The sequence below is a fragment of the Pseudogemmobacter sp. TB195 genome (genome assembly GCF_058313095.1).
This window is the reverse complement of the sequence record NZ_JBZEGG010000040.1, coordinates 1-26,210: the sequence shown is the minus strand read 5'-3', so window position 1 is coordinate 26,210 and position 26,210 is coordinate 1. Positions and strand designations below refer to the sequence as shown.

Below are 26,210 nucleotides of genomic sequence, written 5' to 3'. Positions count from 1 at the left end.
GTGACTGTTGGAGAGCATAACGATATCGACCCTCTCGGTATCTGCCCGCCGCAGCGCGTCAAGACCATTACGGGAGTAGCTGTCGATGTCGCCCAGAGAGCTGATCGCCGCTGCGACAACGGTCTCAGCTTCGGCTTTGGCAATGTCAGTAACATGAGATGCGGTCATACCACCCGCGATCACCTGAGGGACACCGCCTTCGCTGACCGCAAGATCAGTAACACGGAAGTAGGTCGCGTCAGATGGCCGGAGTACCGTGATCCGCAACGACGCCGTAGCGGAGAGGTTAGGAGGGAAGTCCTCAATGACAAGGGTGTTTGTATTTTTCACCCGACGCCAGTTAAACGTACCAAGAGTGGTGCCGCCAGAGTTCAGGAAGGCCACGCCACCCCCGCCAATGTCGGGCAGCGTTCCGTCAGTGACAACGTCGACGCGCGCGGCGAGCGCTACCGGAGCCGGGGATACTGGCGCCGTGATCACGAAGTGTCCCGAGGGGATCAGGCTGCTGTCGGACACGCCGCTAAGAAAGCGGCGCTTTGCCATCAGTTCAGTGCGCTAAGGTTCTCTCCGAACATCAACCGGCGGCGCACCCGAGCTGATCACCACCTCATGCACAATGACCGGCGAGGTCGCCCCCGTTGCCTTCCTTGAGGCCTGGCTCCTCCCGGGGCCGGCAGCAGTCAGGTCAGGTGCTTTCGCCGCGTGTCAAAGCCTGATAGAACTGCCTAGGACTCGCATCGGGCGGCACTTCCCGCGCCCAGAGCCAGATTTCGTCAGGATCTGCCAGCCCCTCGTCCATCAGCGCGGCATAGGAGGTACGGCCGCGCTTATGGCTCTTCCCGAGACCGTCTTTGCAGAAGAACATCCCGCCCGGGATCGGGAAACGATGGCCGGCCTGATCTTCGAACAGCGCGGCGCAGCCTACATCGCCCCCGAGCGGTTGCAACAACGCCCTTATGTAATCCTCGGCGGGAAGGCCCTCCGGCATGACTGTGGCCTGAAACGGCCGGGCCTTTGCCCGCACATCCGCAAGCGGCTCATTTCGACTTACTTTTGGTCTCAATAGTCCAGCCACCCTTCTTGAGGGAGGGCCACAACGCGCCGGCTGTCCGGGAACAAACCCGATCAGCCGGTGCAATGAGTAGCTTAAATTACGCCAAAACCTGTCCAAGAGATTGTGGACACCTCAGAATGCCCGTCTTGAAGTGATGGAGCTGGGCTGGAGCATGCTCCCTTGATGTTGGGATGCTAAAACTGAGGTCCCATAGGAGGTAAAGCGCCCACCCGTGGCGCCAGCGTCAGCACGGCTGATCCTCCGCAACATCCACCAGATTCCGGTACAGGCGCTCAACCGGCTCTGGAAGTTCGCCCTCTTGCTCCCGCTGGTTGACCAATTCCTCGGTAAAGAAATCCATCGGCGAGGCAGGAAGGCCGAAGCTCCGGCAGACTTCCCTGAGTTTAGTTTCGAAGCTCTTGTCCAGCTCTCGTCCTGCGGAGAAGTGAAGAAGCGGGAAGCCGAAGCTTCGGACGAGTCGCAATAGTTCAGCATTGTAGGCTGCCCAGAGGTCAAGGCCTTCGGCGTAGGAGATGCTGAGAGGGCCGGGGCGGGCGGCGAGAGACCTGGCCACGAGGACCGGATGCCGTACCACCGCAACCATGCGGGCCTCGGGAACGATGTTGAGCCACCCTTCGAGCGTCCACATCGTCCGCGGATCCTTGAAGCCCCATGTCCTGCCTGCGTCGCGATACGGTCGGAGCAGAGCCTCGCCATCGCTTTCGTCCTGCCTGCTCCAGGACGCCTGACCTGCCGGAGGCTCCCTCCACGATCCCCCACCCCGTTCGATGATCCGGTCATTGAGCGCACGGAACTCGAGATTTTCCCTGTTGCCTTTCTTGTTGAAGGGGGCCGCAGTATTCACCTCACCGAGATTGAGGCCGGCCGCCTCAAGGCTGCCGGCCAGCAGCGAGGTTCCACTGCGGTGCATCCCGATAATGATGACACAGGAGGGAGACGCGGGTGAGGTCACGCTAGCCACGCAGAAATCTCCCGACACTGTTCATTCGGTTGAACGCGGCGCCGAGATCCGCGAAGAACAGGTAGTCCGGCTTTGTATAAGTCGCGCCGATGACGACGGCGTGCTCCCCCAGGCTCTCCTCGTAGTAGCGGGCGTTCGATGTCGCTGCCCCGCCGTGCACCTGGTGGAAGGTTGCCTCGCCGTGAATCAGGACGTTGAACGCGTCCGGACGAAGAACGCTGCGAGAAAAGAATTCGAGGTTGACGAGCCCGCCGCCCGGCTTTTCGAACGATTCTTCAAATCCGTTCAGGTCGTGCCAAAGCGCGCGGCTCAGAGAAAACGCATTGCTTTCATTCTGCCAGAGGAAGTTCGCGGATTCGTGTGCCCCGGCCCATACGCTGATCTCGAACAGCCTGTCCAGGTCCTTCATCCAGTCGACGGTCTCGAGGAGCCTGTCTTCTGCGTCCTGATCGTATCCCTTCTGCGTCGAGATCATCTGCTGCTCTGCACCGAGATGCCGGCTCGCCGCATAGACGAAAGCGTTCGGCGTGTGGCGCAGCACATCCACGCTTCGGCGAACCAGATAGGCACTCGGAAGCCGCGCACCATCGACGCAGATCATCACGCTCCCTCCGGTGGCGATTTCGGAAACCGCCCAGTTGACGCAGGACGCCGGCGAGGCCTTCGCATCCTGCGGAGCGATACGGACCAGGCGCACCCGCCCGTCTGCCGCAACGTCCGGCGGCAAGGTCAGGGGTACCGGGGAGCCGTTGTCGATGACGATGATCTCGTAATCAATGTCATCGGCGGCACGCTGTAGAGGCGGGAGCAGGGCCTTTATTGTGCGGGGGGCTTCCCGCTGCATGTCATACGTAACAACGACCACGGACATTTCACACGGCAATGCAACTTCTCCTCGGCAACCAGGGTCGACATCGCTATGAGCTTTGTCGTTCAGCATAAGGTGTGAAGTTGGTTGATCAACAGCGGAAATTAGACCACAAACCATTCCCTAATGGTTTGGATACAAATCTCCATCCTTGAAGGGGATTTAATCCGCACGTGCTCCGGCAAGGACGCGAATTATGCTGGTGATACCGGTCACGGCCTCTTTCGTCCAGCGCATGAAGTCTGGAGCGTACCCCTGGGAGGATTGATTGCTTTCAAAGTACCACGACGAGGCCCTGACGGCCGAACGTATCGCCAAAGAAGGCCACCGCAATGTCGTCGGCGGTATGTGGGAGGAAATCGGAGAGCTTCAACTTGGCTGGCTGAAGGACCAGGGGCTCCAGCCGCACCACACTCTGCTCGATATCGGCTGTGGTAGCCTGCGCCTGGGCCTTCGCGCAGTGGACTATCTCGATTCGAGCCGCTACTGGGGCACCGACCTGAGCCAGGACCTGTTGGCAGCCGGTTACGAACAGGAGATTGTCCCCGCAGGACTTGCCTCGAAGCTGCCCAGAGATAATTTGATCGTCGACAGCGAATTCACGTTCGAAGGCGTTCCGACAAAGATTGACTTTGTCATGGCGCAATCCGTCTTCACGCATCTGCCTCTCAATCACATCCGCCTCTGCCTGGCCAATCTCAGCCGCCATGTCGAGAGAAGCTGCGTGTTCTTCTTCACGATCCTCACGCCCGACCCGGCGCGGACCGTGGTCGACCCATGCGTGCAGGCGCCAGGCGTGGTGAGCTATTCCCACAAGGATCCGTATCACTATCTGCCGGGAGACATTGAGCATGTCGCCACCGAATGGGGATGGAAGATCGATGTGATTGGTGACTGGGGTCACCCTAGAAACCAAAAAATGGTCGCCGCAAGACTAAGCGCATAAGCAGAGCGCGAGCATGCGAGCGGCATGTGCTCAGATCATTGAGAAGCGAGTGACTTCGGGCAAGATACCTACTCAGGTTGAGCTGACCTGTAACGGGATTCTTTCCTCTGTCTTCGGTTATGGTCCTGCCTGTTGAGAAGATGAATGATTGAGAAAGCACGACCGACACAAAAACAGATCATCGCGATCCTGCAGGGGCACCAGGTGTCTGATCTCACGGTTTGATGGTGCGTTCCTTTCGCTGGAATGGAAGGACGTCCAATGGGACAAGTTTGTCATGGCAGCGCCACGACCACGCAGGCTTTCCGAGCAGCAATTGAGCCGGTCGCAAGTCTGAGACCTGCCCCCCATCGGCTCAAAGGCGGGTCTGAGGGCTCGCGCAGCTGAGTCCGAAGTTGGCCATCGCCCCCAGGACCATTGCGAAGTGGCGCAAGCGAACGACCGTCGAGGATATTAAGGCGGCCCTGCCGTGCCGAAATCCACTGTTCTGACCGAGGCTGAGGAGGCGATGATCGTGGCATTCCGGCGCCACACGCTGTTGCCACTAGAGGAATGCCTTATGCCCTGCAGCCATCCATCCCCCACCTGACGCGATCTGCGCTGCACCTATGCCTTGCACGCGGCATGATATCTCGCACCTGCCTGATATGAGCGGTAACAAGTCGAAGCGGTCGAAGTTAAAACGCTACCCGACAGGCCCTGGCTGGCGGTTCTCGAACCGTGTATGGATGGCTCCCGCGTGACAAGGGGGTCTGTGATCTTTGGCTTCTGGTCGGGTGAGGCCATGTATTCGGCGTCTCGATTGCGGTGTGCCCGCGCGCCCTGATGAACGTCCGCGTGAGATCCAGGGTCCCTGTCAATGGCCCGCGCCCGTGGCGCTCCGGTTCGAACGGGGTGTCCCTGCTTTGTGTCCGTCAGTTTGCCATCACCTCACTTTGCCCTCGCTATTTCGGTCAGGCCTCTGTTGGCCCGGAATTCATCGCTCTCACGCTGGCCGCCAGGTCTCGCCGGTGCGCAGCATGGCCCAGACTGCGCGTGCCATGCGGTTGGCCAGCGCGATGGCGACCACTTTAAGCGGCTTTTTCTCCAGCATGCTTCCCAGCCAGTCCTTGCCCGGATCGGACCGTTTGCGGGCGGAGATCACGCCCATGGCGCCAAGGCAGAGCAGTCGCCGGATATACCGATTGCTCATCTTCGAGATCGCCCCCAACCGCTCCTTGCCCCCGCTGGAATGCGGCTCAGGCGTCAGGCCGGGCCAGGCCGACAGATCGCGGGCCGAGCGGAAGGCCGATACGTCCGGCAGCGTGGCGGTCAGAACACTGGCGGTGATGGGACCAATACCCGGCATCGCCTGAAGGCGCCGTGTGGTCTCATCCGCAACCGCCGCGCGGCGCAGATCGGCGGTGATGGTGTCGATGCGCGCCTTCGTATCCCTGAACTGCCCGACCAGCAGCTCCAGCGGCATTCGCGCTTGCAGCGGCAGATCCGCCGCATCCGCCTCTGCAACGAGACGGCCCATGTTGTGGACGCCCTTCGGCACCACGAGGCTAAATTCGCCCAGGTGGGCGCGGATCGCGTTGGCAAGCTGGGTCAACTGCCTGACCAGAAAATCCCGTGTCCGATGGCATATCAGCACCGCCTGCTGCGTCTCGGTCCTGACCGTCACGAAGCGCATCGTCGGCTGCATAACGGCCGTGCAGATCGCCTCGGCATCCGCGTCATCGGTCTTGCCCCGCTTGACGAAGGGTTTGAAGCAATATGGCGGGATCAGGCGCACCTCATGACCGAGCTTCGCCAGTTCGCGCAACCAGAAATGCGCCCCGGCACAGGCCTCCATGCCGATCAGGCAAGGCTTAAGACGTGAGAGGAACAGCAGCATCTGCGCCCGCCGGACCTGCCGCCGGACTACAACCGCACCGGTTGCATCGACGGCGTGGACCTGGAGCACGTTCCTGGCCAGATCGAGCCCGACCGTGGTAATCTCATTAATGGTTGGCTCCCTTCAAGGGTTCGGGTGACAGCACCCAACATGGCACATTGCGATGCCGGGAGCGGGAGCTATCCACTCCACCAGTGGCGAACACACCGGCTCGATTCACATCGACATCGTCGAGGTGCAGACCGCTGTGCCGCGATCATACTCCGCACACCTGACAGCGGCAATGAACGCGACCATCTGCACGCGATGGAACGGGCAGCGCCAAGCGAAGAAACGCCCTCATAATTGTGCCATCCAAAATGTGCGGGTCCCTGCTGCGCAGCTCATGAGCTGTCTGGCCTCGGTTACCCCTGCGGCTTCTTCCTCTCCGGCTCCGCTCAAAAAACGGGCGCGGGCTATTGCTCAGAAACCAGCAGCAAATACCGCAGACCTGGCGGATTAACGCCGCGTCGTCCTTCCCACCTTCGGCACAGAAGGAACCGGACTACATCTTTCGCGTTACTCTCAGGATGCGGCACCCGACCCCCCGCCGCATCATCAGTTTGTATTTAATCGCCTGAACAGGCGCTTTCGGGAGGGACGTTCATGAACAGCATCATCTATCTGGTAGGCCTTGTGGTCGTGGTTCTGGCAATCCTGTCTTTTCTTGGCCTGCGCTGAGGAGGGGCGGTAATGGAACGTACAGAAACCATCACATCCGCTGCGGCACCGCGCCGCGAAGTCATAGGCTCCTACATAGACTGGGCTGCCATTCTCGGCGGCACGGTGGTTGCAGCCGCGATCGGCGGGCTTTTCACCGCCTTTGGCGCTGCTCTGGGTCTGTCAACGATCTCGGCCGAGCCCGGCGAAGGATCTTTCAATCTCTGGCTTGTCGTCACGGCCATCTGGCTCGTGATCTCGCTGGTTATAAGCTATCTGGCTGGCGGCTACATCGCGGGCCGGATGCGGCGGCGCGTCGATGACGCAACCGCCGATGAGGTGTCGGCACGCGACGGAATTAATGGCCTCGTCGTCTGGGGTCTGGGAATGCTGGTCACGACCTGGATTGCCGCAGGGGCCATCAGCGGCGCCGCGACGGCGGTCGGCACGGCCGCGACAGCTGCCGGATCGGCAGTGGGCGGTGTGGTCCAGGGCGCGGGAGCAGTTGCAGGAGGCGCGATCCAGGGCGTCACCCAGGCTGTGGGCGCAGCGATTCCCGATGATGCCGATGAAGGGCTGATGGACTACATCAACAGCACCCTTATGCGCCCCGAGGTCGACGGCATTCGTCAGGGCGTGCAGCAGGCCGATGGCACCACCTCGCCCGGAACGCCCTCGATGGATGATGCAGAGCTTGCACGGCAGAGCGGTTTGGTTCTGGGCAATGTGTTGCGGACGGGCGAGATTTCGGACGGCGATCGTGCCTTCCTCGTCGCCGCCGTCGCGCGTCGTACCGGACAGAGCGAGGCCGAGGTTGAAGCCCGTGTGGATCAGGCCGTAACGGCTGTCCAGGAGGCACGCACGAAGGCCGAAGCCGCCGTCGCGGATGCACGGGCCGAGGCCGAGCGTCTGGCCAAAGAGGCGGAAGAGGCCGCCATCGCCGCAGCCGAGACTGCTCGTAAAAGCGCGATCCTGACCGCCTTCCTGCTGACCGCCGCCGCACTGGTGGCGGGCGCCGCAGCTGTCTCCGGCGCGGTACGCGGGGGCCGTCATCGCGACGAGAACCGCATCTGGGGCGGGTTCAGTTACCGCATCTGATCATCAGAAAAAAGGCCCGGGGCGCGTCTGAACGGCGCGCCCCGATGAACTGCAAAGATGAACTACAAAAGGGCGACGCGGCGATGACGCGGATCGCTCACGTGACAGAGACGGCGCCACGGGCCTCTGACGTCACTGCCCAGCGCCACACTTTCCCACCTTTGAAAGGCAGGACAGATGGCACGCAAATCCTATGACACAGCCACCGGAAACTCCGGTGAGACACAGCAGCGCGGCGGCGAGGCTCTCACCACGAATCACGGCATCCCGGTTTCCGACAACCAGAACTCGCTGCGCGCGGGCGCCCGGGGACCGACGCTTCTCGAAGATTTCCTGCTGCGCGAGAAGATCTTCCATTTCGACCATGAACGCATCCCCGAGCGCATCGTTCATGCCCGTGGCTCGGCCGCGCATGGAGTGTTCACCTGCACCGATCCGATCCCGGACCTCAGCCGCGCCAGCCTGTTTTCCGGGAAAGGCAAGGAAACGCCGGTCTTCGCGCGGTTTTCCACGGTCGCGGGCGGGGCCGGATCGGTCGATACGCCGCGCGACGTGCGGGGCTTTGCGGTCAAGTTCTATACCGATCAGGGCAACTGGGATCTGGTCGGCAACAATATCCCGGTCTTCTTCATTCAGGACGCGATCAAGTTTCCGGACCTGATCCATTCAGTGAAGATGGAGGCCGACAAGGGCTATCCGCAGGCGGCCTCGGCGCATGATACCTTCTGGGATTTCATCTCGCTGATGCCCGAAAGCCTGCATACGGTGATCTGGGCCATGTCTGACCGCGCCATTCCGCGCAGCCTGCGGATGATGGAGGGATTCGGCGTTCACACCTTCAAACTGGTGAATGCCAAAGGCGAGGCGCGTTTCGTCAAGTTCCACTGGCGCCCGGTTCTGGGCACCCAGTCGCTGATCTGGGACGAAAGCGCCAAACTCCAGGGCGCCGACAATGACTACCACCGCCGCGATCTGCATGAGGCGATTGCAGCAGGCGATTTCCCCGAATGGGATTTCGCGGTGCAGGTCTTTGATCAGACCCTGGCCGACAGCCTGCCCTATGACGTGCTCGACCCCACCAAGATCATCCCCGAAGAGCTGGTGCCGCTGCGCGTGATCGGCCGGATGACCCTGAACCGCAACCCCGACAACCATTTCGCCGAGAATGAGCAATCAGCCTTCCTGCCCTCGAATATCGTGCCGGGGATCGACTTCAGCGATGATCCGCTGCTGCAGGGGCGGCTGTTCTCTTATCTCGACACGCAGAAATCGCGGCTGGGCACCACGAATTTTCACCAGATCCCGGTGAATGCGCCGAAATGCCCCTATGCCAATATGATGCGCGACGGGCTGATGCAGACCGCGGTGCCGCAGGGCCGCGCGAATTACGAGCCGAACAGCCTCGATCAGGCCGGCGAGAATCCTGGTCCGCGCGCCGGCACCGAGGGCTTTGTCACCGCCCCGCAGGAGGTTGCGGGTGAAAAGCTGCGGATCCGCGCGGAAAGCTTTGGCGATCATTACAGCCAGCCGCGGATGTACTGGCGCTCGATGACAGAGAATGAGCAGGCGCATATCGCTTCGGCCTTTGTCTTCGAGCTGTCGAAGGTGGGGCTGGACCATGTGCGCGCGCGGGTTCTGTCGCATCTGCGGGTCATCGACGAGGATCTCGGCGCGCGCGTGGCGGGCGGGCTGGGGGTCGAACTGCCCGAGCCCGCCAAACCCTTCCGCGCACCGCTGGATCTTGATCCCTCCGACGCGCTGTCGATCCAGAAAAACTGGCATGAGACACTGAAAGGCCGCAAGATCGGCCTTCTGATCGCCGAAGGGTCGGACATGGAAGGCATCGAAAAACTGACCAGGGCCATCGAGGCCGAAGGTGGCACGGTCTTTACCATCGCGCCCAAAGTCGGCCCGCTGAAGCTGAAAGGCGGCAGCATCATCCCGGATGGCCAGCTCGCCGGCAGCCCGTCGGTGCTGTTCGATGCCATCGCCATGATCCTGATGCCCGATCAGGCCGAAAAGCTGGCGAAAGACAGCGCCGCCATCGGTTTTGTGATGGATGCTTTCGCCCATCTCAAAGCCATCGGCCATTGCAAGGGCTCGGCGGTGATCCTGACCCGCGCCGGGATCGAGGATGGCGCGGGCATCGGCCCATGGGAGGACGTGCCCGACACCGCAAAGCGCCGCTACTGGGCGCGCGAAGCGGGGCTGCGTGATCTTGCATGACAGGCAGGGCCATGACGCTCAGGGCGGAGGAGATCGTCTGTCCCACCGATGCGGGCCTCTACTGCCCGCCGGGGGACTTCTACATCGACCCTCTCCGCCCAGCGCCGCGCGCGCTGGTGACCCATGGCCATTCCGACCATGCAAGGCCCGGCCATCGCGCGGTGATGGCCACGCGTGAGACGCTTGAGATCATGGCCATCCGCTATGGTGAGGATTTCACCGCCAGCCGGCAGATCGCCAATGGCCCGACCCGGATCGGGGATGTCACGGTCAGTTTCCACCCGGCTGGCCATGTGCTCGGCTCGGCGCAGATCCTGATTGCCCCAGACAACGGCCCGCGCATCCTGATTTCGGGCGACTATTGCCGCACGCCGAACCCCTGCTGCCAGCCATGGGAGCCTGTCGCCTGCGATGTCTTCATCACCGAGGCGACCTTTGGTCTGCCGGTCTTTCGCCACCCCGACCCGCTGACCGAGGCCGGGCGGCTGCTCGCCAGCATGGCGGAATTCCCCGAACGTCCGCATCTGGTGGGCGCCTATGCGCTTGGCAAGGCGCAGCGGGTGATCGCGCTGGCCCGCGCCGCCGGGCATCAGGCGCCCATCGCCATCCATGGCGCGCTGAAGCGGCTTTGTGACTATCACATCGAACAGGGCATCGACCTTGGCCCGCTGGTTTCCGCAACCGATCCGGCCCTTGTGTCTGGCAAGGCGCAGCTTGTGCTTGCGCCGCCCTCGGCCTTTGCCTCGCCCTGGGTTCAGCGCTTCCGGGATCCGGTGCTTTCCTATGCCTCGGGCTGGATGACAGTGCGCGCCCGCGCCCGCCAGCGTGGCATCGAGCTGCCTCTGGTGATTTCGGACCATGTCGACTGGCCGCAACTGACCACCACGATCCGCGAGCTTGGCCCCGAAGAGGTCTGGATCACCCATGGAACCGAAGACGGGTTAATGCGCTGGTGCGAGATCGAGGGCATCGCCGCGCGGCCGCTGCGCCTGGTGGGCTATGAGGATGAGCCGGAATGAAAGCCTTGGCCCGTCTGCTGGAGCGGCTGGCCTTCACCCCGGGCCGCAATGCGAAACTCACCATCCTGTCGCATTATTTCCAGGAAATCCCCGACCCCGATCGTGGCTATGCGCTGGCGGTGCTGACCGGCGGGCTGGATCTGCGGCAGGTCTCGCCCGCGCTGTTGAAGCGGCTGGCGGCCAGCCGTGTCGATGACCAGCTTTTCCGCCTGTCTTATGATTTCGTCGGCGATCTGGCCGAAACCATTGCGCTCCTCTGGCCGGGAGAGGAGGTGGCGACTGCCGGGGTCTCGGTGACCGACGCCGTCAGTTTGCTGCGCGAGACCGGCAAGCTGGCGCTGCCCGGCGTGATCGCGGATCTCCTTGACCGGCTGACCGCACCCGAGCGGCTGGCGCTTCTGAAACTGGCGACAGGAAACCTGCGGGTGGGCGTCTCGGCGCGGCTTGCCCGCACCGCGCTGGCGATGGGCACCGCGCGCAGCGTCGAAGAGGTGGAAGAGATCTGGCACGGGCTTTCACCGCCCTATCTGCCGCTGTTCCACTGGCTTGCGGGTGGCCCCGCCCCCGCGCCTGCCGCAGCCCCGTTCCGCCCCGTGATGCTGTCGACCCCGCTGACGCCGGACGAGCTTTCCGCCTTTGATCCGGCAGACTATCTCGCCGAATGGAAATGGGACGGGATCCGCGTGCAGGCCGTGGCCGAAGGCGAGAGCCGCAGGCTTTATTCGCGCACCGGCGAGGATATCGGCGCCGCCTTCCCCGACATCATCGAAGCCATGCGGTTTCAGGGCGCGGTGGATGGTGAATTGCTGATCCGCCGCGGCACCGAGGTCGCGCCCTTCAGCCATCTGCAGCAAAGGCTTGGCCGCAAGCAGGTCAGCGACAGGATGCTGCTCAGCACCCCGGCGGCCCTGCGCCTATATGACATCCTGGTCTGGGAGGGCGAAGACCTGCGCGCCCTGCCGCTGACCACCCGCCGCGCCCGGCTGGAGGCGGCAGAGTTCGGGGCCGCCCGTATAGACATCTCGCCGCTTTTGCCGTTCAGAAGCTGGGACGATCTGGCCGTTTTGCGCGCAGCCCCCCATGCGCCGGTGATCGAGGGGGTGATGATCAAGCGCCGCGACAGCCGCTATCTCGCCGGGCGTCCGCGTGGCCCCTGGTTCAAGTGGAAACGCGATCCGATGCTGGTGGATGCTGTACTGCTTTACGCGCAGGCCGGGCATGGCAAACGCTCGGGCTTTTACTCGGATTTCACCTTCGGCCTCTGGGACGGCGCTGATCTGGTGCCGGTCGGCAAGGCCTATTTCGGCTTTACCGATGAGGAGCTGCGCGATCTGGACCGGTTCGTGCGCAAACACACCACGCAGCGTTTTGGCCCGGTGCGCCAGCTGGCCCCGAAACTGGTGGTCGAGGTGGCCTTCGAGGGGCTGAACGCCTCATCCCGGCACAAATCGGGGCTGGCGATGCGGTTCCCGCGCATCGCGCGCATCCGCTGGGACAAGCCCGCCGAAGAGGCGGACCGGCTGGAGACGCTGAGGGCGATGCTGTGACGCTTCCCCCCCTATTCGCAGACTGGTTCACCGGAAAGGGCTGGCTGCCGCATCCACATCAGCTTGCCCTTCTGGCGGCAGAGACCGACACGCTTTTGATTGCACCGACCGGGGGCGGCAAGACGCTGGCCGGGTTCCTGCCCTCGCTGGTCGATCTTTATCGGCACCCGGCCAGGGGCCTCCATACCCTCTATGTCTCGCCCCTGAAGGCGCTGACCGCAGATGTCGGGCGCAACCTGGCGCGTCCCATCGCAGGGATGGATCTTGCGATCCGGGTTGGCGACCGCACCGGCGACACGCCAGCAAGCCAACGCCGCCGCCAGCGCGCCGATCCGCCCGGGATCCTGCTGACCACACCGGAATCGCTGGCGCTGATGCTTTCCTGGCCCGAGGCGGCGAAGATGTTCGCGGGGCTGAAACGCGTGGTGCTGGATGAGTTGCACGCCTTGGCAGAATCAAAGCGCGGTGATCAGCTTATGCTCTGCCTTGCGCGGCTCCGCGCCCTTGCGCCAGGTCTGGTCACCACGGGGCTTTCCGCCACCGTCGAAGACCCCGCCGCGCTGGCGCGGTTCATGGGCGCAAAGGCGGTGCTGGAAGCGGATCCCGGCCCTGCCCCTGACATCGCGCTTTTGCCGACCCGCCAGCCGCCGCCCTGGGCCGGGGGCGGCGGGCGTTATGCGGTGCCCGATGTTCTCGATGCGGTGGCGGGGGCCAGAACCACCATCATCTTCCTGAACACCCGCGCCCAGGCCGAGCTGTTCTTTCAGGCGCTCTGGCTGGCGAATGATCAGGGGCTTCCCATTGGCATGCATCATGGCGCCCTGGCGCGCGAAGCCCGCCAGAAAGTCGAGGCTGCGATGGCGGCGGGGGCATTGCGGGCGGTTGTCGCGACCGGCAGCCTCGATCTCGGCATTGACTGGGGCGATGTGGATCTGGTGATCCAGGTGGGCGCGCCCCGGAATATCAAACGTCTCGTGCAGCGGATCGGGCGCGCCAACCACCGCTACAATGCGCCCTCCCGCGCGCGGATCGTAGCGGCGAACCGGTTCGAGGTGATCGAATGCGTCGCCGCACTCGAGGCGGCGCGGGCGGGCGAGCTGGATGGCGAGCCGCGCGGGCCGGGGCCGCTGGATGTGCTGATCCAGCAGATCCTGCTAACCGCCTGCGCAGGGCCCCTCGACGCGGACCAGCTCTACCGCGAGACGCGCACCGCCGGGCCCTATACCGACCTCAGCCGAGCGGATTTCGATGCCTGCCTCGATTTCGCGGCCACCGGCGGTTATGCCCTTCGCAGCTATGAGCGCTGGCAGCGGCTGATCCTGCGCGACGGGCGCTGGCAGCTGCGCGACCCGCGCGCCGCCCGCGATCTGCGCATGAATATCGGCACCATCACCGAGGCCGAAAAGCTGAAAGTGCGGAGGCGCGGCCGGGGCGGCGGGCCTTTGGGCGAGATCGAGGAGACCTTTGCGGCCAGCCTCAGACCCGGTGACACCTTTCTCCTGGGCGGTCAGGTGCTGCGGTATGACCGCATCCGCGATCTGGTGATGGAAGTGACACCCATGCCGGGCCGGGACCCGAAAATCGCCAGCTTCTCGGGCCTGAAATTCGCCACCTCGACCGAATTATCCCGGCGCATGCTGGATATTCTGGCGGATCCCGGCCGCCATGCGGAACTGCCACCCGATATCCGCGACTGGCTGGACTTGCAGGCGAGGGTCAGTACGCTGCCCCGCCCCGGTACATTGCTTTGCGAGACCTTTCCGCGTGCGGGTCGCTGGCATCTGGTGGTCTATGGTTTCGCCGGGCAGAACGCGCATCAGACGCTGGGCCTGCTTGTCACGCGCCAGATGGAGGGGCTGGGCCTTGATCCGCTGGGGTTTCTGGCCACCGATCACGCTTTGATGGTCACTTCGTTGCAGCCCGCCACCGAAATCGCGCCTCTGCTGGATGAACCGACGCTCGAACAGGGGCTGGAAGACTGGATCGCCGCCAGCTCGCTGATGAAACGCAGCTTTCGCGCAGTGGCCACCATCGCGGGCCTGATCCAGCGCAACCGCCCCGGTGCGCGCAAGACCGGCAAACAGGCGACATTTTCAAGCGACATCATCTACGACACACTGCGCCGCCATGACCCTGACCACATCCTGTTGCAGGCCACGCGGGAGGAGGCCCGGCGCGGGCTGATCGATTTCGACCGGATCGGTGACATGCTGGCGCGCAATCCCCATATCGAGCTGCGCGCGCTGCCCCGCGTCTCGCCGCTGGCGGCGCCCCTGTTGCTGGAGATGGGCCGGGTCAGGCTTGCAGGGCAAGGCCAGTTGCGGCTGGCAGAACAGACGGCGCAGGACCTGATGGCAGAGGCGGGGCTTGATCGGGTGGGACAGGGTGACTGAGGGCTTTCGCTTCCGGTTTGCGGGTGAGGATTTCATCGCCCGCCCCTCCGGGGCCCTCTGGTGGCCCGCGCGGCGGATGCTGATCGTGGCCGATCTGCATCTGGGGCGCGCGGAACGCTATGCCAGGCGCGGCGGCGCGCTTTTGCCCCCCTTTGAGGTGAAGGATACGCTGGCGCGGCTGGCCGCCGAGATCACGGCACTTGACCCGGACCGGATCGTGTCACTCGGGGATGCCTTTGACGATGATCTGGCCGCAACCCGTCTGCAAGATCAAGACGCGGCGCGTCTTGCCGCCCTTGCGCAAGGGAGGGACTGGCTGTGGATCGCTGGAAATCACGATCCGGGGCAGCACGATCAAAGCAGACTGCCGCCCGGCTTTCCGGCCTCCGCTGCCAAGCAGCCCGAGGGTGCCATCAGCCTGCGCCATATTGCAGCCCAGGGGCCCGACATTTCCGGCCATATGCATCCCTCGGTGCGGCTGGCCGGACGGCGCTTTCGCTGCTTCGTCCTCGGGCGCGACCATCTGATCCTGCCGGCCTTCGGCACCTATACCGGCGGGCTCGACATTGGCGATCCGGCCTTTGGGCCGCTGGCGGCGGGCGGCATCGCGCTTGCCTGTTCGGCGAAAATCTTCGCGCTGCCGGTTCCGGGGCGCGGCAGGCGGGACCTGCGAAAGACGCGATACATCAGTGGCAGCAGCTGAAGGACGGCGCATCATGGCAAAGCACAAGGCGAAGACCCGCAAGGATGATCTGCGGACCGGCACGCCCTTCTGGGTGAAGACGCCGCATTCGACGGTAGCGGCACAGGCGGAACTGACCCGTGAACGTTTCGACGTGATCGTGGTCGGAGCGGGCATCTCGGGCGCGCTGGTTGCCGAGGCGCTGACCAGAGCCGGGAAATCGGTGCTGATCCTGGACCGGCGGCCACCGGTGCGCGGCTCCACCCCGGCCTCGACGGCGATGATCCAGCATGAAATCGACGTGCCGCTGACACGGCTGCGCAGGAAAATCGGCAAGGATCATGCCGACCGGGCCTGGCTGCGGTCGGTCCGTGCGGTTGACGATCTGGTCTCTCTTGCCGGAAAGCTGAAGCTTGACTGCCAGATGCGCGCCAAGCCCGCGCTTTATCTGGCGGGCAATGATCTGGGCGCAAGGGCTCTGGCGAATGAGGCAAAGGCGCGCGCAGAGATCGGCATCCGCGCCGATTACCTCAGACGCGCCGATCTGATGGAGCGCTACGGCATCGACCGCCCGGCGGCGATCTGGTCCGATGCCTCGGCCTCTGCCAATCCGGCCCAGCTGACGGCGGGGCTTTTACAGGTTGCCCTGTCGCGCAGGGCACAGATCGTCTCGCCGGTCGAAATCACCGATATTGCGGAACTGCCCGACGGTATCGCGCTGGCAACTCGGGCTGGCGAGGTTCTGGTGGCCGACCATGCGGTGTTCTGCACTGGCTATGAATATCTGCCGCAGATGAAGACGAAATCGCATCATGTCACTTCGACCTGGGCGCTGGCCTCTGCGCCGCTCAGTCCCCTGCCCGGCTGGATGCGCGACACCATCGTTTGGGAAGCCGCCGAGCCGTATCTCTATTTTCGCACCGATGAAGCCGGGCGCGTGATCGCGGGCGGCGAGGATGAAGACGCAGGCGACGCCAATGCCGATCCGAAGAAGCTGGCGAAAAAGGCAAAGATCATCGCGAAGAAGCTGCGCGATCTGACCGGGGTGAAGATCGGCAGGCCGGCCTATACCTGGTCGGCGCCGTTCAGTGTCACCGATGACGGGCTGCCGATCATCGACCGGGTGCCTGGCTTCGAGCGCGCCTTTGCGGTTATGGGGTTTGGCGGCAATGGCATCACCTTTTCGGTCATCGGAGCGCAGATCATCGCCGCCGCGATTGCCGGCATGCCAGATCCCGATGCCGCGATCTTCCGCTATCGCTGATCCAGCCTCATGCGGCGCAGGCGGCTTTTCAGCCGCTCCTGCCCTTTGAAGATCCCGCCAATGGCGATCTCTCCGCCCGGGGGACAGCCCGCAGCATATGTCTCCGGGTTACGCGCAGCGCCCGGGGTTCGACCTTGCCGCCTCACACCGCGTGGCCTGTGCAGCAAGCGTCCATATCCGGCAATGCATCAGCCAGCCCTCGCAAAGGTTGTAGTTCTGGCCACCCGACGCCTCCGGGAACCCGATGGGCGCGAATGCGTTTCCAGAAAAGCCGCCTCTGTCTGGAACATCCCCCCTGGACTTGGCGGCAACAGTCCAACAGGAGAGACGAATGGACAATGAAAGCATCGGCTGGATCGCAGCCATCATCATCGGTGGCCTTGCCGGCTGGATCGCATCGGGTTTCATGAAATCCGATACCGGGATTTTCGCGAATGTGCTGCTCGGCATCATCGGGGCGGCAATCGCAAGGTTCCTCTTTGGCCTGCTGGGCGTCTCTTTCGGAGGCTGGCTTGGCTATCTGGTTGCTGGCGCCCTGGGGGCCTGCATTCTGATCTGGGGCGCGCGCGCGGTCCGGCGCTGACAGGAAAAGGGCGGCCCGGATATGACCGGGCCGCCCTTTGCAGCATCACTTCTGTTTCTTGCCCGCCTCTTTCCCAGCCTCGTTCACGGCCATGACCGCAAGCGCGGTCAGACGCGCATTGGCGGCCTTTTCCTCATCGAGGACGGAACTGAGCAGGGTATGGGCCTCGTCATGGCCCAGCACCTTCGCCCATTCCCGCAACGTCCCGTAGCGGGCAATCTCGTAATGCTCGACGGCCTGGGCCGCACCGATCAGCGCCACATCCAGCGCATGGCCCTCGGCCTCTGCGATCAGACCGTCTGCCTCTTTCAACAGCCCGGCCATGGCATCGCATTTCTCGCCGGTGGCTTTTTGTCCGATGGATTTGAACACCTTGTCCAGCGTGGCGATATGGCCTTTCGTGTCGGACAGGTGATCGTCGAAGGCGCGCTTCAACTCGGCATTGTTCACCGATTTTGAAACTTTCGGCAGCGCCTTGAGCAACGCATTCTCGGCCCAGTAGATATCCTGCAACGTATGTTCAAAGGCATCCTGAAGCGTTTTCATGGGGTCCTCCCTGTGTGAAGCCGCCCGCCCTGCCCGGGCGGACGGCGGCCGTTTCCAGGCGATCAGTGACGATGTTCCGGCAAGGCCTTCAGCTCGTCCTTGGTCCAGCGGGTCACTGCATGGACGGCATTGCTCTCGTCACGCATGAAATCAAGGTCACGCGCCGGAACAGCGACCGGCTTTGCACCGATCCCAAGGAAGCCGCCGACATCGACGATGACCTGCGCCCCGGCCCCCTGGCCATGCACTTCTGAAACATGGCCGATCTTCTCGTCGCCGGGGCCATAAATGGTAGCGCCGTTCAGCACGGCCTCGGTCAGTTCGGTGTCGTTCAGGCGGATATGTCTGGTATGGTCCATGGCATTCTCTCCTTTTACTCGAAAACACTCGTGCAAAAGAAACGTCTTCTCCGGGACAAGGTTCCGGGCAGCTCACCGGCATCGGCGGGTCTTTGCCACGGATGATCAGACATCCCGCAGTGGGCGCCGCCTGTCGGAACCTGTCTCGCCCGCAGACGTTCTGCCTGCATCTAGTGAGGAGTATGAATGTGCTTATCCGGTTGGGTTACGAGATCGAGATCGCCTGCGATCAGCCGACAGAGGTGATCGCGCTGCTGGATCCACATCCGGATTTCGCCGGGAGCATCATCAGAACCAGCGGGCTGCAGGTTTCGCCCGCCATCCCCAACCGGACCTATGCCGACCCCCATGGCAATTCCTGTTTGCGGCTGACAGCACCCGCCGGTGCCATGCGCCTGTCACGCGACAGCCTCGTCGAGGTGGACGACCGCCCGGACCAATGGGATGAGACGGCACGGGAATGCCCGCTCAGCGCCTTGCCAGACGAGGTGCTTGGTCATCTCCTGGCCAGCCGCTACTGTGAGACCGATCTCATGATGGCACAGGCCTGGGAATTGTTCGGCCATGTGGCGCCGGGCTGGACGCGGGTGCGGGCGATCTTCGACCATGTGAACCGGCACCTCACCTTTGGCTATGAGCATGCGCGCGCCACCCGCACCGCCTCGGAGGCCTGGCAGGAGCGGGTCGGTGTCTGCCGTGATTTTGCGCATCTCGCGATCACGCTCTGCCGCTGCATGAATATCCCGGCACGCTACGCCAATGGCTATCTCGGCGATATCGGTGTGCCGGTCAATCCGGCGCCGATGGATTTCAACGCCTGGTGCGAGGTCTGGCTGGAGGACCGCTGGTTCACCCTCGACGCCCGCCATAACGAACCCCGCATCGGACGGGTGGTGATTGCGCGCGGCCGGGACGCGACCGATATCCCGCTGATCCATTCATTCGGCCCGCATCTGCTGACCATGTTCAGGGTCTGGACCGAAGAAGTACAGGAACCATAAGGCGGATAGCTCCCGGAGTTGCAGACGCCTTGCCCGGGTCCGTGCTGCTGCCCCCGTGCATGACATGATGGCTGCGCAATGACTGCGCCCCCGCCCCGCGCCGCACGCATTCAGCCCTGACAGGCAAAAGCCCCCTGGCCTTTTAACGCCAGGGGGCCCAAACGGGTGACAGGGCCGGACCAGATACGTGACCGCTCCGGCACCGCCAGGCGTGAAAGCGTGCCATCACCCCCAATGGGAAAGGGGTACATCCGGATAACGGCGGAGATTTGCAAGAATGGCCAACTGATGCGGCCATTCTTTTTCGTCAGCGCGGGGTGGTCGCTCAGCTTTTGATTTTCGCACCGGCGGGATCATACCAGGGACCGAACTGGACCCGTGCCGGATAGCGCTTCATCGCGACCTCGACCTCCCAGGTGCCTGTCTCAAGCCACTCCCTTTTGACGCCATTGGGATGCGACACATAGGCGAGGCCAAGCGAGGCGCCGACCCGGTGGCCATAGGCCCCGGACATCACCGATCCGACAAGTTCCCCGTCGCGTGTCACCGGCTCGTAATGGAAGAGCATCGGCGCGTCGGCACCGCCTTCCAGCTGAACCTGTACGAGGCGACGGCGCACGGGGCCTTCGGCTTTTTGCGTCAGCAGCGCGTCGCGGCCGATGAAGCCGCCCTCTTTCTCCAACGCCACAGCAAAGCCGAGACCGCCGTTATAGGGCGTGTCTTCCTCGCCGATGTCATGGCCCCAGTGCCGGTAGCCCTTTTCCATCCTGAGCGAGTTCAGTGCGAAATAGCCGGCGGGTTTCAGCCCGAGATCCTTGCCGGCCTCTGCCAGCACCTCCCAGACATGGCCTGCGAATTCCGCATCGATCAGCAGTTCGAACCCAAGTTCACCAACAAAGGTCAGGCGGCTTGCGCGCACCCTGGCATAGCCAAGATCGATCTCGCGCGAGGTACCAAAGGGGAAGCCTTCGTTCGAGAAGTCATCGGGCGAGAGCCGCATGAGCAGCTCGCGCGATTTCGGTCCCATCACCGCCAGCATCGGCGTGGCCGAGGTGATGTCGCTGATATGGACGCGTGCCCCTTCGGGCAGATTGCGGCGGAACCAGCTGATGTCGCGGCGCTGCGATACTGCCACCGTGATCACAAGGAACTCGGTTTCAGAGACACGGATCACCGTTACATCGGCCTCGATCCCGCCCCGCGGGTTCAGCCATTGGGTATAGACGATCTTGCCGGCCTCGACATCGCAGTTTCCGGCGCAGATCCGGTTCAGCGCTGACAGCGCATCCGGCCCTTCGACACGGTATTTCACGAAGCAGCTATAGTCGAAGACCGAGACATTCTCGGCTGTATTGCGGCATTCGGCGGCGACATTCGGGAACCAGCTGGGCTGGTGGTAGGAATAGTCGATATTCGCGAGTTCCTCGGGCGTGCCGAAAAAGCCGGGCCGTTCCCAACCTGCCAGCTCGGTCATGAAGGCGCCCGCCTCCAGCATCCGGTCATGGAAGGGCGAGCGCCGCACGCCGCGCGCGGTTTCAAACTGTTTGCCCGGCCAGTGCATGTCGAAAAGCGTGCCGATGGTCTCGACCGAGCGGTCTTCGAGATATTTGCGGTTGCGCTGGAACTTCTGCGTCCGGCGCACATCGACATCGATCAGCTCGACCGGCGGATGGCCATCGGCGATCCAGGAGGCCATCGATTTGCCGACCCCACCCGAGGACAGAATGCCGATCGAGTTGAAGCCGGTGGCCGAGAACAGACCGCTGATCTCAGCGGTCTCGCCAAGATGGTAGCGGTTGTCGGGGGTAAAGGCTTCCGGGCCGTTGAAGAACAGCTGGATCCCGGTCTTTTGCAGCACCGGCACCCGCTCCATCGCCATTTCAAGATAGGGCGAGATATGTTCGATATCTTCGGGGATCGCGTCGAAGCAGAAGCTTTCCGCGATACCTTTCTGACCCCAGGGCTTGGCGCCGGGCTCGAAAAAGCCGACCAGCAGCTTGCCGGCGTCTTCTTTGTAATAGCTCCACTCATCGGCCATGAACATGACCGGCAGATCGCGCTTGAGCTCGGGGATTGCCTCGGTCACGACATAGAAGTGCTCGGCCGCATGCAATGGCAGGGTGACACCGATATCTGCGGCCAGTTCGCGCGACCACATACCGCCAGTGATCACCACCTTCGAGGCGGTGATCGGGCCGAATTCGGTCATCACGCCAGAGGCGCGGCCATTCTCATGCAGAATTCTGGTGACGGTGACCCCTTCAAGGATCTTCGCGCCGCCCATCCTTGCGCCTTTGGCATAGGCCATGGTCACATCGGCGGGGTTCACCTGGCCGTCATCGGGGAACCAGAAGCCGCCGACCAGACCTTCGGTCGAGATCGGGTCCCAGCGTTCCTTGACCGCTTCAGGGGTCAGCGCCTCGACCGGCAGGCCGAAGTTGCGTCCCATCGAAGCGCCGCGCGCCAGCTCTTCATAGCGCGCCTGGGTTTTTGCCAGACGCAGCGACCCGTTGCGCTTGAAGCCGGTGGCCTGACCGGTTTCCTCTTCCAGCCGGCCAAAGAGCTCGCCGGTATATTGCGCGAGCTCGGTCATCCGCTGCGACGCGCGCAGCTGCGTCACCAGCCCGGCTGCATGCCAGGTGGTGCCGCAGGTCAGCTGTTTGCGTTCCAGCAGTACCACGTCGGTGATGCCGAGCTTCGTCAGGTGATAGGCGATTGAGCAGCCGGCAATACCGCCGCCAATGATGACGACCTCTGCCTTCGATGGGATATGCATGCCAGGTCTCAGCGGTTGGTGTGGATATAGTCGGCCATCAGCGAGAGCATCTCGAACATGACGACCATGGCGTTTTGCGCGGTGATCTTGTTCGGGTTGTCCTTGGTCGGGATCAGGCAAACCACGTCACCACCGACCACATTCAGGCCGCGCAGGCCCTGGAGCATACGGACGGCCTCGCCGATCCGGATGCCGGGGTAGCCCGGTTCGAGGTTCGAGGCCCCTGGCGCATCGCAGGGGTCAAGGCTGTCGAGATCGAAGGTGATGTAAACCGGGGTATCGCCGATCCGCTCACGCAGGATCTCGACCACGCCTTTCCAGCCGATCTCCTCAACCTCATCCATGCCGACGATCCGGTAGCCCAGTTCGTCCGAGGTGTTCAGCGAACCGGCAGTTCCGACATTCGCGCGGATGCCGATCTGGGTCGATTTGGAGGCATCGACATGGCCTTCCTCGACCAGATAAGCGCCCCAATGCGCCGCCGAGCGCTTGTTGCCCAGCCAGTGCGGCAGATGCATCAGCGTGTCGGTATGGCTGTCAAAATGCACCAGCGCGACCTTTTGACCCCCGGTCAGCGAGGAATGCGCGCCGGCGCAGGCCTTGACCAGCGGTCCGGTGATAGAGTGATCGCCACCCATGGCGACAACGCGGGTGCCGGCTTTTTCGAACTGCGCGGCATAGGCTTCGATATGCTCAACCGAGACGTCATTGTTCATCGCTTCGGGCAGCGGGGTATCGCCGGCATCATTGATGGTGACGAGATCCCAGGGCGTGATTCCAAAGCGACCATGGCTGCGGCGATAAAGGGCCGAGATATTCCGGACCGCGCGCGGGCCGAGATGCTGGTCACGCTCGGTCGAGCCATTGCCGGAACTGTGCGGCACGCCGATCAGGGCGATATCGGCCGCAGCAGGATCTTCGTTCCATTCGCAGCGGAAGAAGGTCGGGATACCATGCCAGTACCAGCGGCCCACATCCTTTTTGGCCTGTTCGATGTCGAAATCAGCCATGTCGTTCTCCTTTAAGGTATTGGGCATTGCCGGGGGCGCGTGGCTCCTGCCAGTCAGCCTGGCGGTCAATGCGAGATCTGTGAGAGGAAGGCGCGCGCCCGGTCAGATTTCGGCGCGGCAAAGAACTCTTCGGGTGGCGCCACTTCGATGATGCGACCGGCATCCATGAAGACAACGCGGTCCGCGACCTTGCGGGCAAACGCCATCTCATGGGTGACGCAGATCATGGTCATGCCTTCGGCCGCCAGCTCGCCCATAACGTCCAGCACTTCGCCGACCATTTCCGGGTCAAGCGCCGATGTCGGTTCGTCAAACAGCATGACCTTGGGCTTCATGCACAGCGCTCGCGCGATGGCGACCCGCTGCTGCTGGCCGCCCGACAGCTGGATCGGAAATTTCCAGGCCTGATCCAGGATATGGACCCGGGCGAGGTATTCCTCCGCCATCTTCCGCGCCTCGCGGTCGCTCACCCCGCTGGCGAGCTTTGGCGCGAGGATGCAGTTTTCCAGCACGGTGAGATGCGGGAAAAGATTGAAATTCTGGAACACCATGCCAGCGGTGCGCCGGACCTTGAGCACATCTTTTGCCGCGCCCACCTCCAGCCCATCAACCCGGATTTCGCCGCTGTCATGCGGCTCAAGATGGTTCACGCAACGGATCAGCGTGGACTTCCCCGAGCCCGAAGGGCCGCAGATCACCACCTTCTCACCCTGGGCGATATCAAGGCTGACATCTTTCAGCGCGTGGAAGGCGCCGTAGTTCTTATTGACGTTTTTCAGGCTGATCATTTCTTACCACCCCCTGCTGCGGCGGGTTTCGGCCAGCACGGCGGCCTCGGTGCGGCTTGACCAGCGGAAGCGGCGCTCGACCAGTTTCTGCAGACCCATCAGGCAATAGACCATGACCAGATACCAGGTCAGCGCCACCGCGTAATATTCCGAGAACTGGAAGGTCCGGGCGACATTGATCTGGGTGACGGTCATCAGCTCCTGGAGCGAGATGATCGAGGCGAGCGATGTCAGCTTCAGCAGCGTGATGAATTCGTTCATCGTCGGCGGCAGTGCCACCCGCAACGCCTGAGGCATCATGATATAGCGGTAGATATGCGACTTCTTCAGACCGATCGCCTGACCCGCCGCCATCTGCCCGTTATCCACTGCCGAAAGCGCAGATCGGTTGATCTCGACCTGATAGGCCGATTCATTCAGCGAAAGCGCAATCCATGCCGCAAGGAAAGGCGTGAACCATTCCTCACGAAAAATCGGGAAGATCTGAGGCAGCGCGTTCCAGACGAACAGCAACTGCAGCAGTGTCGGAACTGCCCGGAAAAAGCCGACATAGGCCGTGATCAGTTTGCGCAGCAGTGAGGGTGGTCCGTTAAGGACCACCGCCAGGGGCAGCGCGATCAGGATCGCGGTCATATGCGCAGCGACCGTCAACCCGAGGGTCAGCAGCGCGCCGCGCAGGAAGGGCCATGAAAACAGGGCCTCCCAAAAGGTTGAAAGATCAAAACTCATGGTGGCCCTGTCAGTATATTACTCGCCGATGCCGTTAAGCTGCGAGGGCGAGAGATTCCATTTTTCGACGATCTTCAGCAGCTCGCCATTCGCAACCAGAGCCTTCACCGCCTCGCCGGTTTTCGCCGTTTCGGCGTCATCCTTACGCAGATAGACCGAGAAAGGCTCGAAAGCGGCGGCAGGCATGGTGAAGACCACATCGAACTTGCCGGGATCCTGAAGCTCGCGGAAGGCGATTTCAGTATCCTGAGTTACGACATAGGCGGCACGCCCGACCAGCAGCTGCTGGATCGCATCGCTTTGTTTGGGATATTGCTGGATTTTGGTCGGAGCATGGCCCGCAGCTTCCAGCTCGGCATTCAGACTTTCCATCCGGCCGGGATATGAGGTGCCCGATTGCACCGCGACGGTTTTGCCCGCCAGCTCGGCGATATCAGAGACGACCGGCGCCCCCTTACCGGCGATCAGCACGGTGGATGTGTCAAGATAGGGGACGGCATTGAAGGTCTTCAGCCGATCTTCGCGCAGCACAGTGCCGGAAATCACCGCGTCGCAGCGCCCGGCCTCGAGGCTGGGCAAGAGGCCCGCGAAATCCATGCTGACAAAGCTGGCGTCAACGCCCCAATGCGCAGCCAGCGCACGCGCGACATCAATATCAACGCCGCTCGGCTCTTTGTCGGCAGCGTCCGCCATGTATTCCATTGGCGGGAATGTCGGGTCAACGCAGACCGAGAAGCCGTCGGCGGCAAAATCCGGCACGGTCTGGGCGGCAAGGGGCGAGGCGGCTGCGACAATCACCGCTGCCAGGGTCGCTTTGCCCGGAATCATACATCTGCTGAGGCGGGTATTCATGAAATTGCTCCCTGTACTGTTTTTACAGAACGTGAAGCTGTTCGGCGATCTCGTCAATAACAATTTCGCAAATACCGAACTTTGTTCTTTGTGAGCGTAAAAAAAACGATCAGGCCGGGGGTGGAGTCATGATGAATACGGCAATCGTGGGCAGCGAAGACGAGGGGTTTCGAAAGCTGTGCAGGCGCCGGGGATCGAAGCTCATCGAATCTCCGGGGTGAAGAATCGTCTCTTCGCCCTCGATATTCAGGGCAAGATCACCACTTATGACCAGAACCAGCTCTTCCTCGGAACGCAGCGCATAGAGCTGATCACCTGCGGTTCCCCCCGGCGCGATTTCCGACCAGATCGCTTGCATCTTTACCCCGTGGCTGGGGGTGAGAAGGTGATCGGACACACCAATGCCGCCAAACTTGATCGGCTGGCGCGCCTCGGCCCGCACCAGGACATTCGGCGAGGGGGCAAAAAGATCACCCACCGGCAGGCTCAGCGCATCACAAAGGCTGACAAGCGATGCAACCGAGGGCGAAGTCTTGTCGCGCTCGATGTCGCTGAGAAACCCTTTGGCGAGACCGGTCTTTTGCGAAACGTCGTTCAGGGTGAGATCCAGCGCCCGTCGGCGGGCGCGCAGGATTGCGCCGAACTGATGTCCATCCCGCCGGGCAGAGCTCTCCGTATCGTCCGATTCGGGTTCTTCTCGCACAATGGGATCTCTGGCCATAGGGGAGACGCTCCTTGGGAATTTCGCTGGCAACGAACAGGTTTCGACCCAAATTCCCGCAACTGCAAGCCCTGCCGGTCAGGAAATCGACGGGGACCCGAACCCGAAAGGTGGAATGCCCCCACTGAAGTGGTCCACCCACAGGGATATGCTTATCCCGTTTTCAGGAGGACCAGATTATGGCTGGC

Annotated in this window: 23 protein-coding genes and 1 pseudogene; 11 read left to right on the top strand and 13 right to left on the bottom strand. The window is 62.8% G+C overall.

Annotated elements, in window-relative coordinates; all coding sequences use genetic code 11:
• The 4 genes from AC4FS3_RS26645 to AC4FS3_RS26630 form a co-directional block, all read right to left on the bottom strand.
• Positions 1–543: hypothetical protein (locus AC4FS3_RS26645; protein ID WP_491023033.1), on the bottom strand; the 543-nt coding region annotated here is incomplete at its 3' end.
• Positions 544–685: 142 nt separating this feature from the next.
• Positions 686–988 carry a PBECR2 nuclease fold domain-containing protein gene (locus tag AC4FS3_RS26640; protein ID WP_491023032.1) on the bottom strand — a complete coding sequence of 101 codons (303 nt, stop codon included), beginning with the start codon at positions 986–988 and terminating at the stop codon, positions 686–688.
• 310 nt (positions 989–1,298) lie between these two features.
• Positions 1,299–2,036 (bottom strand): sulfotransferase, encoded by a 738-nt coding sequence (locus AC4FS3_RS26635; protein ID WP_491023031.1) that lies wholly within the window; start codon positions 2,034–2,036, stop codon positions 1,299–1,301.
• On the bottom strand, positions 2,029–2,901 hold the full coding sequence (locus AC4FS3_RS26630; RefSeq protein WP_491023030.1) for a glycosyltransferase family 2 protein: 873 nt from the start codon (positions 2,899–2,901) through the stop codon (positions 2,029–2,031). The genes AC4FS3_RS26635 and AC4FS3_RS26630 overlap by 8 nt, the downstream gene beginning before the upstream one ends.
• A 271-nt stretch (positions 2,902–3,172) precedes the next feature.
• Between AC4FS3_RS26630 and AC4FS3_RS26625 the strand changes: the two genes are divergently transcribed.
• On the top strand, positions 3,173–3,850 hold the full coding sequence (locus AC4FS3_RS26625) for a methyltransferase (protein WP_491023029.1): 678 nt from the start codon (positions 3,173–3,175) through the stop codon (positions 3,848–3,850).
• Positions 3,851–4,111: 261 nt separating this feature from the next.
• Positions 4,112–4,548, top strand: a pseudogene (locus tag AC4FS3_RS26620) (transposase family protein); the annotation flags it as partial.
• A 287-nt stretch (positions 4,549–4,835) separates the two neighbouring features.
• Here the strand turns inward: AC4FS3_RS26620 and AC4FS3_RS26615 are convergent.
• Positions 4,836–5,840 carry an IS110 family RNA-guided transposase gene (locus AC4FS3_RS26615; RefSeq protein ID WP_491023034.1) on the bottom strand — a complete coding sequence of 335 codons (1,005 nt, stop codon included), beginning with the start codon at positions 5,838–5,840 and terminating at the stop codon, positions 4,836–4,838.
• Positions 5,841–6,461: 621 nt separating this feature from the next.
• Here AC4FS3_RS26615 and AC4FS3_RS26610 point away from each other — a divergent pair.
• The 8 genes from AC4FS3_RS26610 to AC4FS3_RS26575 all read left to right on the top strand — a co-directional run bounded on the left by AC4FS3_RS26610 (position 6,462) and on the right by AC4FS3_RS26575 (position 17,240).
• The gene (locus AC4FS3_RS26610; RefSeq protein WP_491023028.1) at positions 6,462–7,526 is read left to right on the top strand and encodes a hypothetical protein; all 1,065 of its coding nucleotides are present in this window, start codon (positions 6,462–6,464) and stop codon (positions 7,524–7,526) included.
• Between the two features lie 177 nt (positions 7,527–7,703).
• A complete protein-coding gene (locus tag AC4FS3_RS26605) occupies positions 7,704–9,752 on the top strand; it encodes a catalase (protein WP_491023027.1) in 2,049 nt (682 codons plus the stop codon).
• 11 nt (positions 9,753–9,763) lie between these two features.
• Complete coding sequence (locus AC4FS3_RS26600) at positions 9,764–10,771, top strand: ligase-associated DNA damage response exonuclease (protein WP_491023026.1); 1,008 nt, start codon at positions 9,764–9,766, stop codon at positions 10,769–10,771.
• On the top strand, positions 10,768–12,318 hold the full coding sequence (locus tag AC4FS3_RS26595) for a cisplatin damage response ATP-dependent DNA ligase (RefSeq protein WP_491023025.1): 1,551 nt from the start codon (positions 10,768–10,770) through the stop codon (positions 12,316–12,318). The genes AC4FS3_RS26600 and AC4FS3_RS26595 overlap by 4 nt, the downstream gene beginning before the upstream one ends.
• Complete coding sequence (locus tag AC4FS3_RS26590) at positions 12,315–14,711, top strand: ligase-associated DNA damage response DEXH box helicase (protein ID WP_491023024.1); 2,397 nt, start codon at positions 12,315–12,317, stop codon at positions 14,709–14,711. The genes AC4FS3_RS26595 and AC4FS3_RS26590 overlap by 4 nt, the downstream gene beginning before the upstream one ends.
• Positions 14,704–15,414 (top strand): ligase-associated DNA damage response endonuclease PdeM, encoded by a 711-nt coding sequence (pdeM, locus tag AC4FS3_RS26585; RefSeq protein WP_491023023.1) that lies wholly within the window; start codon positions 14,704–14,706, stop codon positions 15,412–15,414. The genes AC4FS3_RS26590 and pdeM overlap by 8 nt, the downstream gene beginning before the upstream one ends.
• A 13-nt stretch (positions 15,415–15,427) precedes the next feature.
• On the top strand, positions 15,428–16,657 hold the full coding sequence (locus tag AC4FS3_RS26580; protein ID WP_491023022.1) for an NAD(P)/FAD-dependent oxidoreductase: 1,230 nt from the start codon (positions 15,428–15,430) through the stop codon (positions 16,655–16,657).
• A 331-nt stretch (positions 16,658–16,988) separates the two neighbouring features.
• The gene (locus tag AC4FS3_RS26575; RefSeq protein ID WP_491023021.1) at positions 16,989–17,240 is read left to right on the top strand and encodes a GlsB/YeaQ/YmgE family stress response membrane protein; all 252 of its coding nucleotides are present in this window, start codon (positions 16,989–16,991) and stop codon (positions 17,238–17,240) included.
• Between the two features lie 45 nt (positions 17,241–17,285).
• Here the strand turns inward: AC4FS3_RS26575 and AC4FS3_RS26570 are convergent, their stop codons facing one another.
• Positions 17,286–17,786 (bottom strand): YciE/YciF ferroxidase family protein, encoded by a 501-nt coding sequence (locus tag AC4FS3_RS26570; RefSeq protein ID WP_491023020.1) that lies wholly within the window; start codon positions 17,784–17,786, stop codon positions 17,286–17,288.
• Positions 17,787–17,848: 62 nt separating this feature from the next.
• Positions 17,849–18,145 (bottom strand): PRC-barrel domain-containing protein, encoded by a 297-nt coding sequence (locus AC4FS3_RS26565; RefSeq protein WP_283177212.1) that lies wholly within the window; start codon positions 18,143–18,145, stop codon positions 17,849–17,851.
• 182 nt (positions 18,146–18,327) lie between these two features.
• Between AC4FS3_RS26565 and AC4FS3_RS26560 the strand changes: the two genes are divergently transcribed.
• Positions 18,328–19,146: a transglutaminase-like domain-containing protein gene (locus tag AC4FS3_RS26560; protein ID WP_491023019.1), complete on the top strand. Its 819-nt coding sequence runs from the start codon at positions 18,328–18,330 to the stop codon at positions 19,144–19,146.
• A gap of 325 nt (positions 19,147–19,471) precedes the next feature.
• Here AC4FS3_RS26560 and AC4FS3_RS26555 read toward each other — a convergent pair whose 3' ends face one another.
• From AC4FS3_RS26555 to AC4FS3_RS26530, 6 genes are all read right to left on the bottom strand, one after another.
• A complete protein-coding gene (locus AC4FS3_RS26555) occupies positions 19,472–21,922 on the bottom strand; it encodes a GcvT family protein (RefSeq protein ID WP_491023018.1) in 2,451 nt (816 codons plus the stop codon).
• An 8-nt stretch (positions 21,923–21,930) separates the two neighbouring features.
• On the bottom strand, positions 21,931–22,932 hold the full coding sequence (locus AC4FS3_RS26550) for an arginase family protein (RefSeq protein WP_491023017.1): 1,002 nt from the start codon (positions 22,930–22,932) through the stop codon (positions 21,931–21,933).
• A 65-nt stretch (positions 22,933–22,997) separates the two neighbouring features.
• Positions 22,998–23,720, bottom strand: a complete 723-nt coding sequence (locus AC4FS3_RS26545) for an amino acid ABC transporter ATP-binding protein (RefSeq protein WP_283177208.1) — start codon at positions 23,718–23,720, stop codon at positions 22,998–23,000.
• 3 nt (positions 23,721–23,723) lie between these two features.
• Entirely contained in the window at positions 23,724–24,449 is a 726-nt protein-coding gene (locus tag AC4FS3_RS26540; RefSeq protein ID WP_283177207.1) for an amino acid ABC transporter permease, read from the bottom strand.
• An 18-nt stretch (positions 24,450–24,467) separates the two neighbouring features.
• Positions 24,468–25,301 carry a transporter substrate-binding domain-containing protein gene (locus AC4FS3_RS26535; protein WP_491023016.1) on the bottom strand — a complete coding sequence of 278 codons (834 nt, stop codon included), beginning with the start codon at positions 25,299–25,301 and terminating at the stop codon, positions 24,468–24,470.
• Between the two features lie 109 nt (positions 25,302–25,410).
• Positions 25,411–26,022: a cupin domain-containing protein gene (locus AC4FS3_RS26530; protein WP_491023015.1), complete on the bottom strand. Its 612-nt coding sequence runs from the start codon at positions 26,020–26,022 to the stop codon at positions 25,411–25,413.
• Positions 26,023–26,210: the final 188 nt, after the last annotated feature.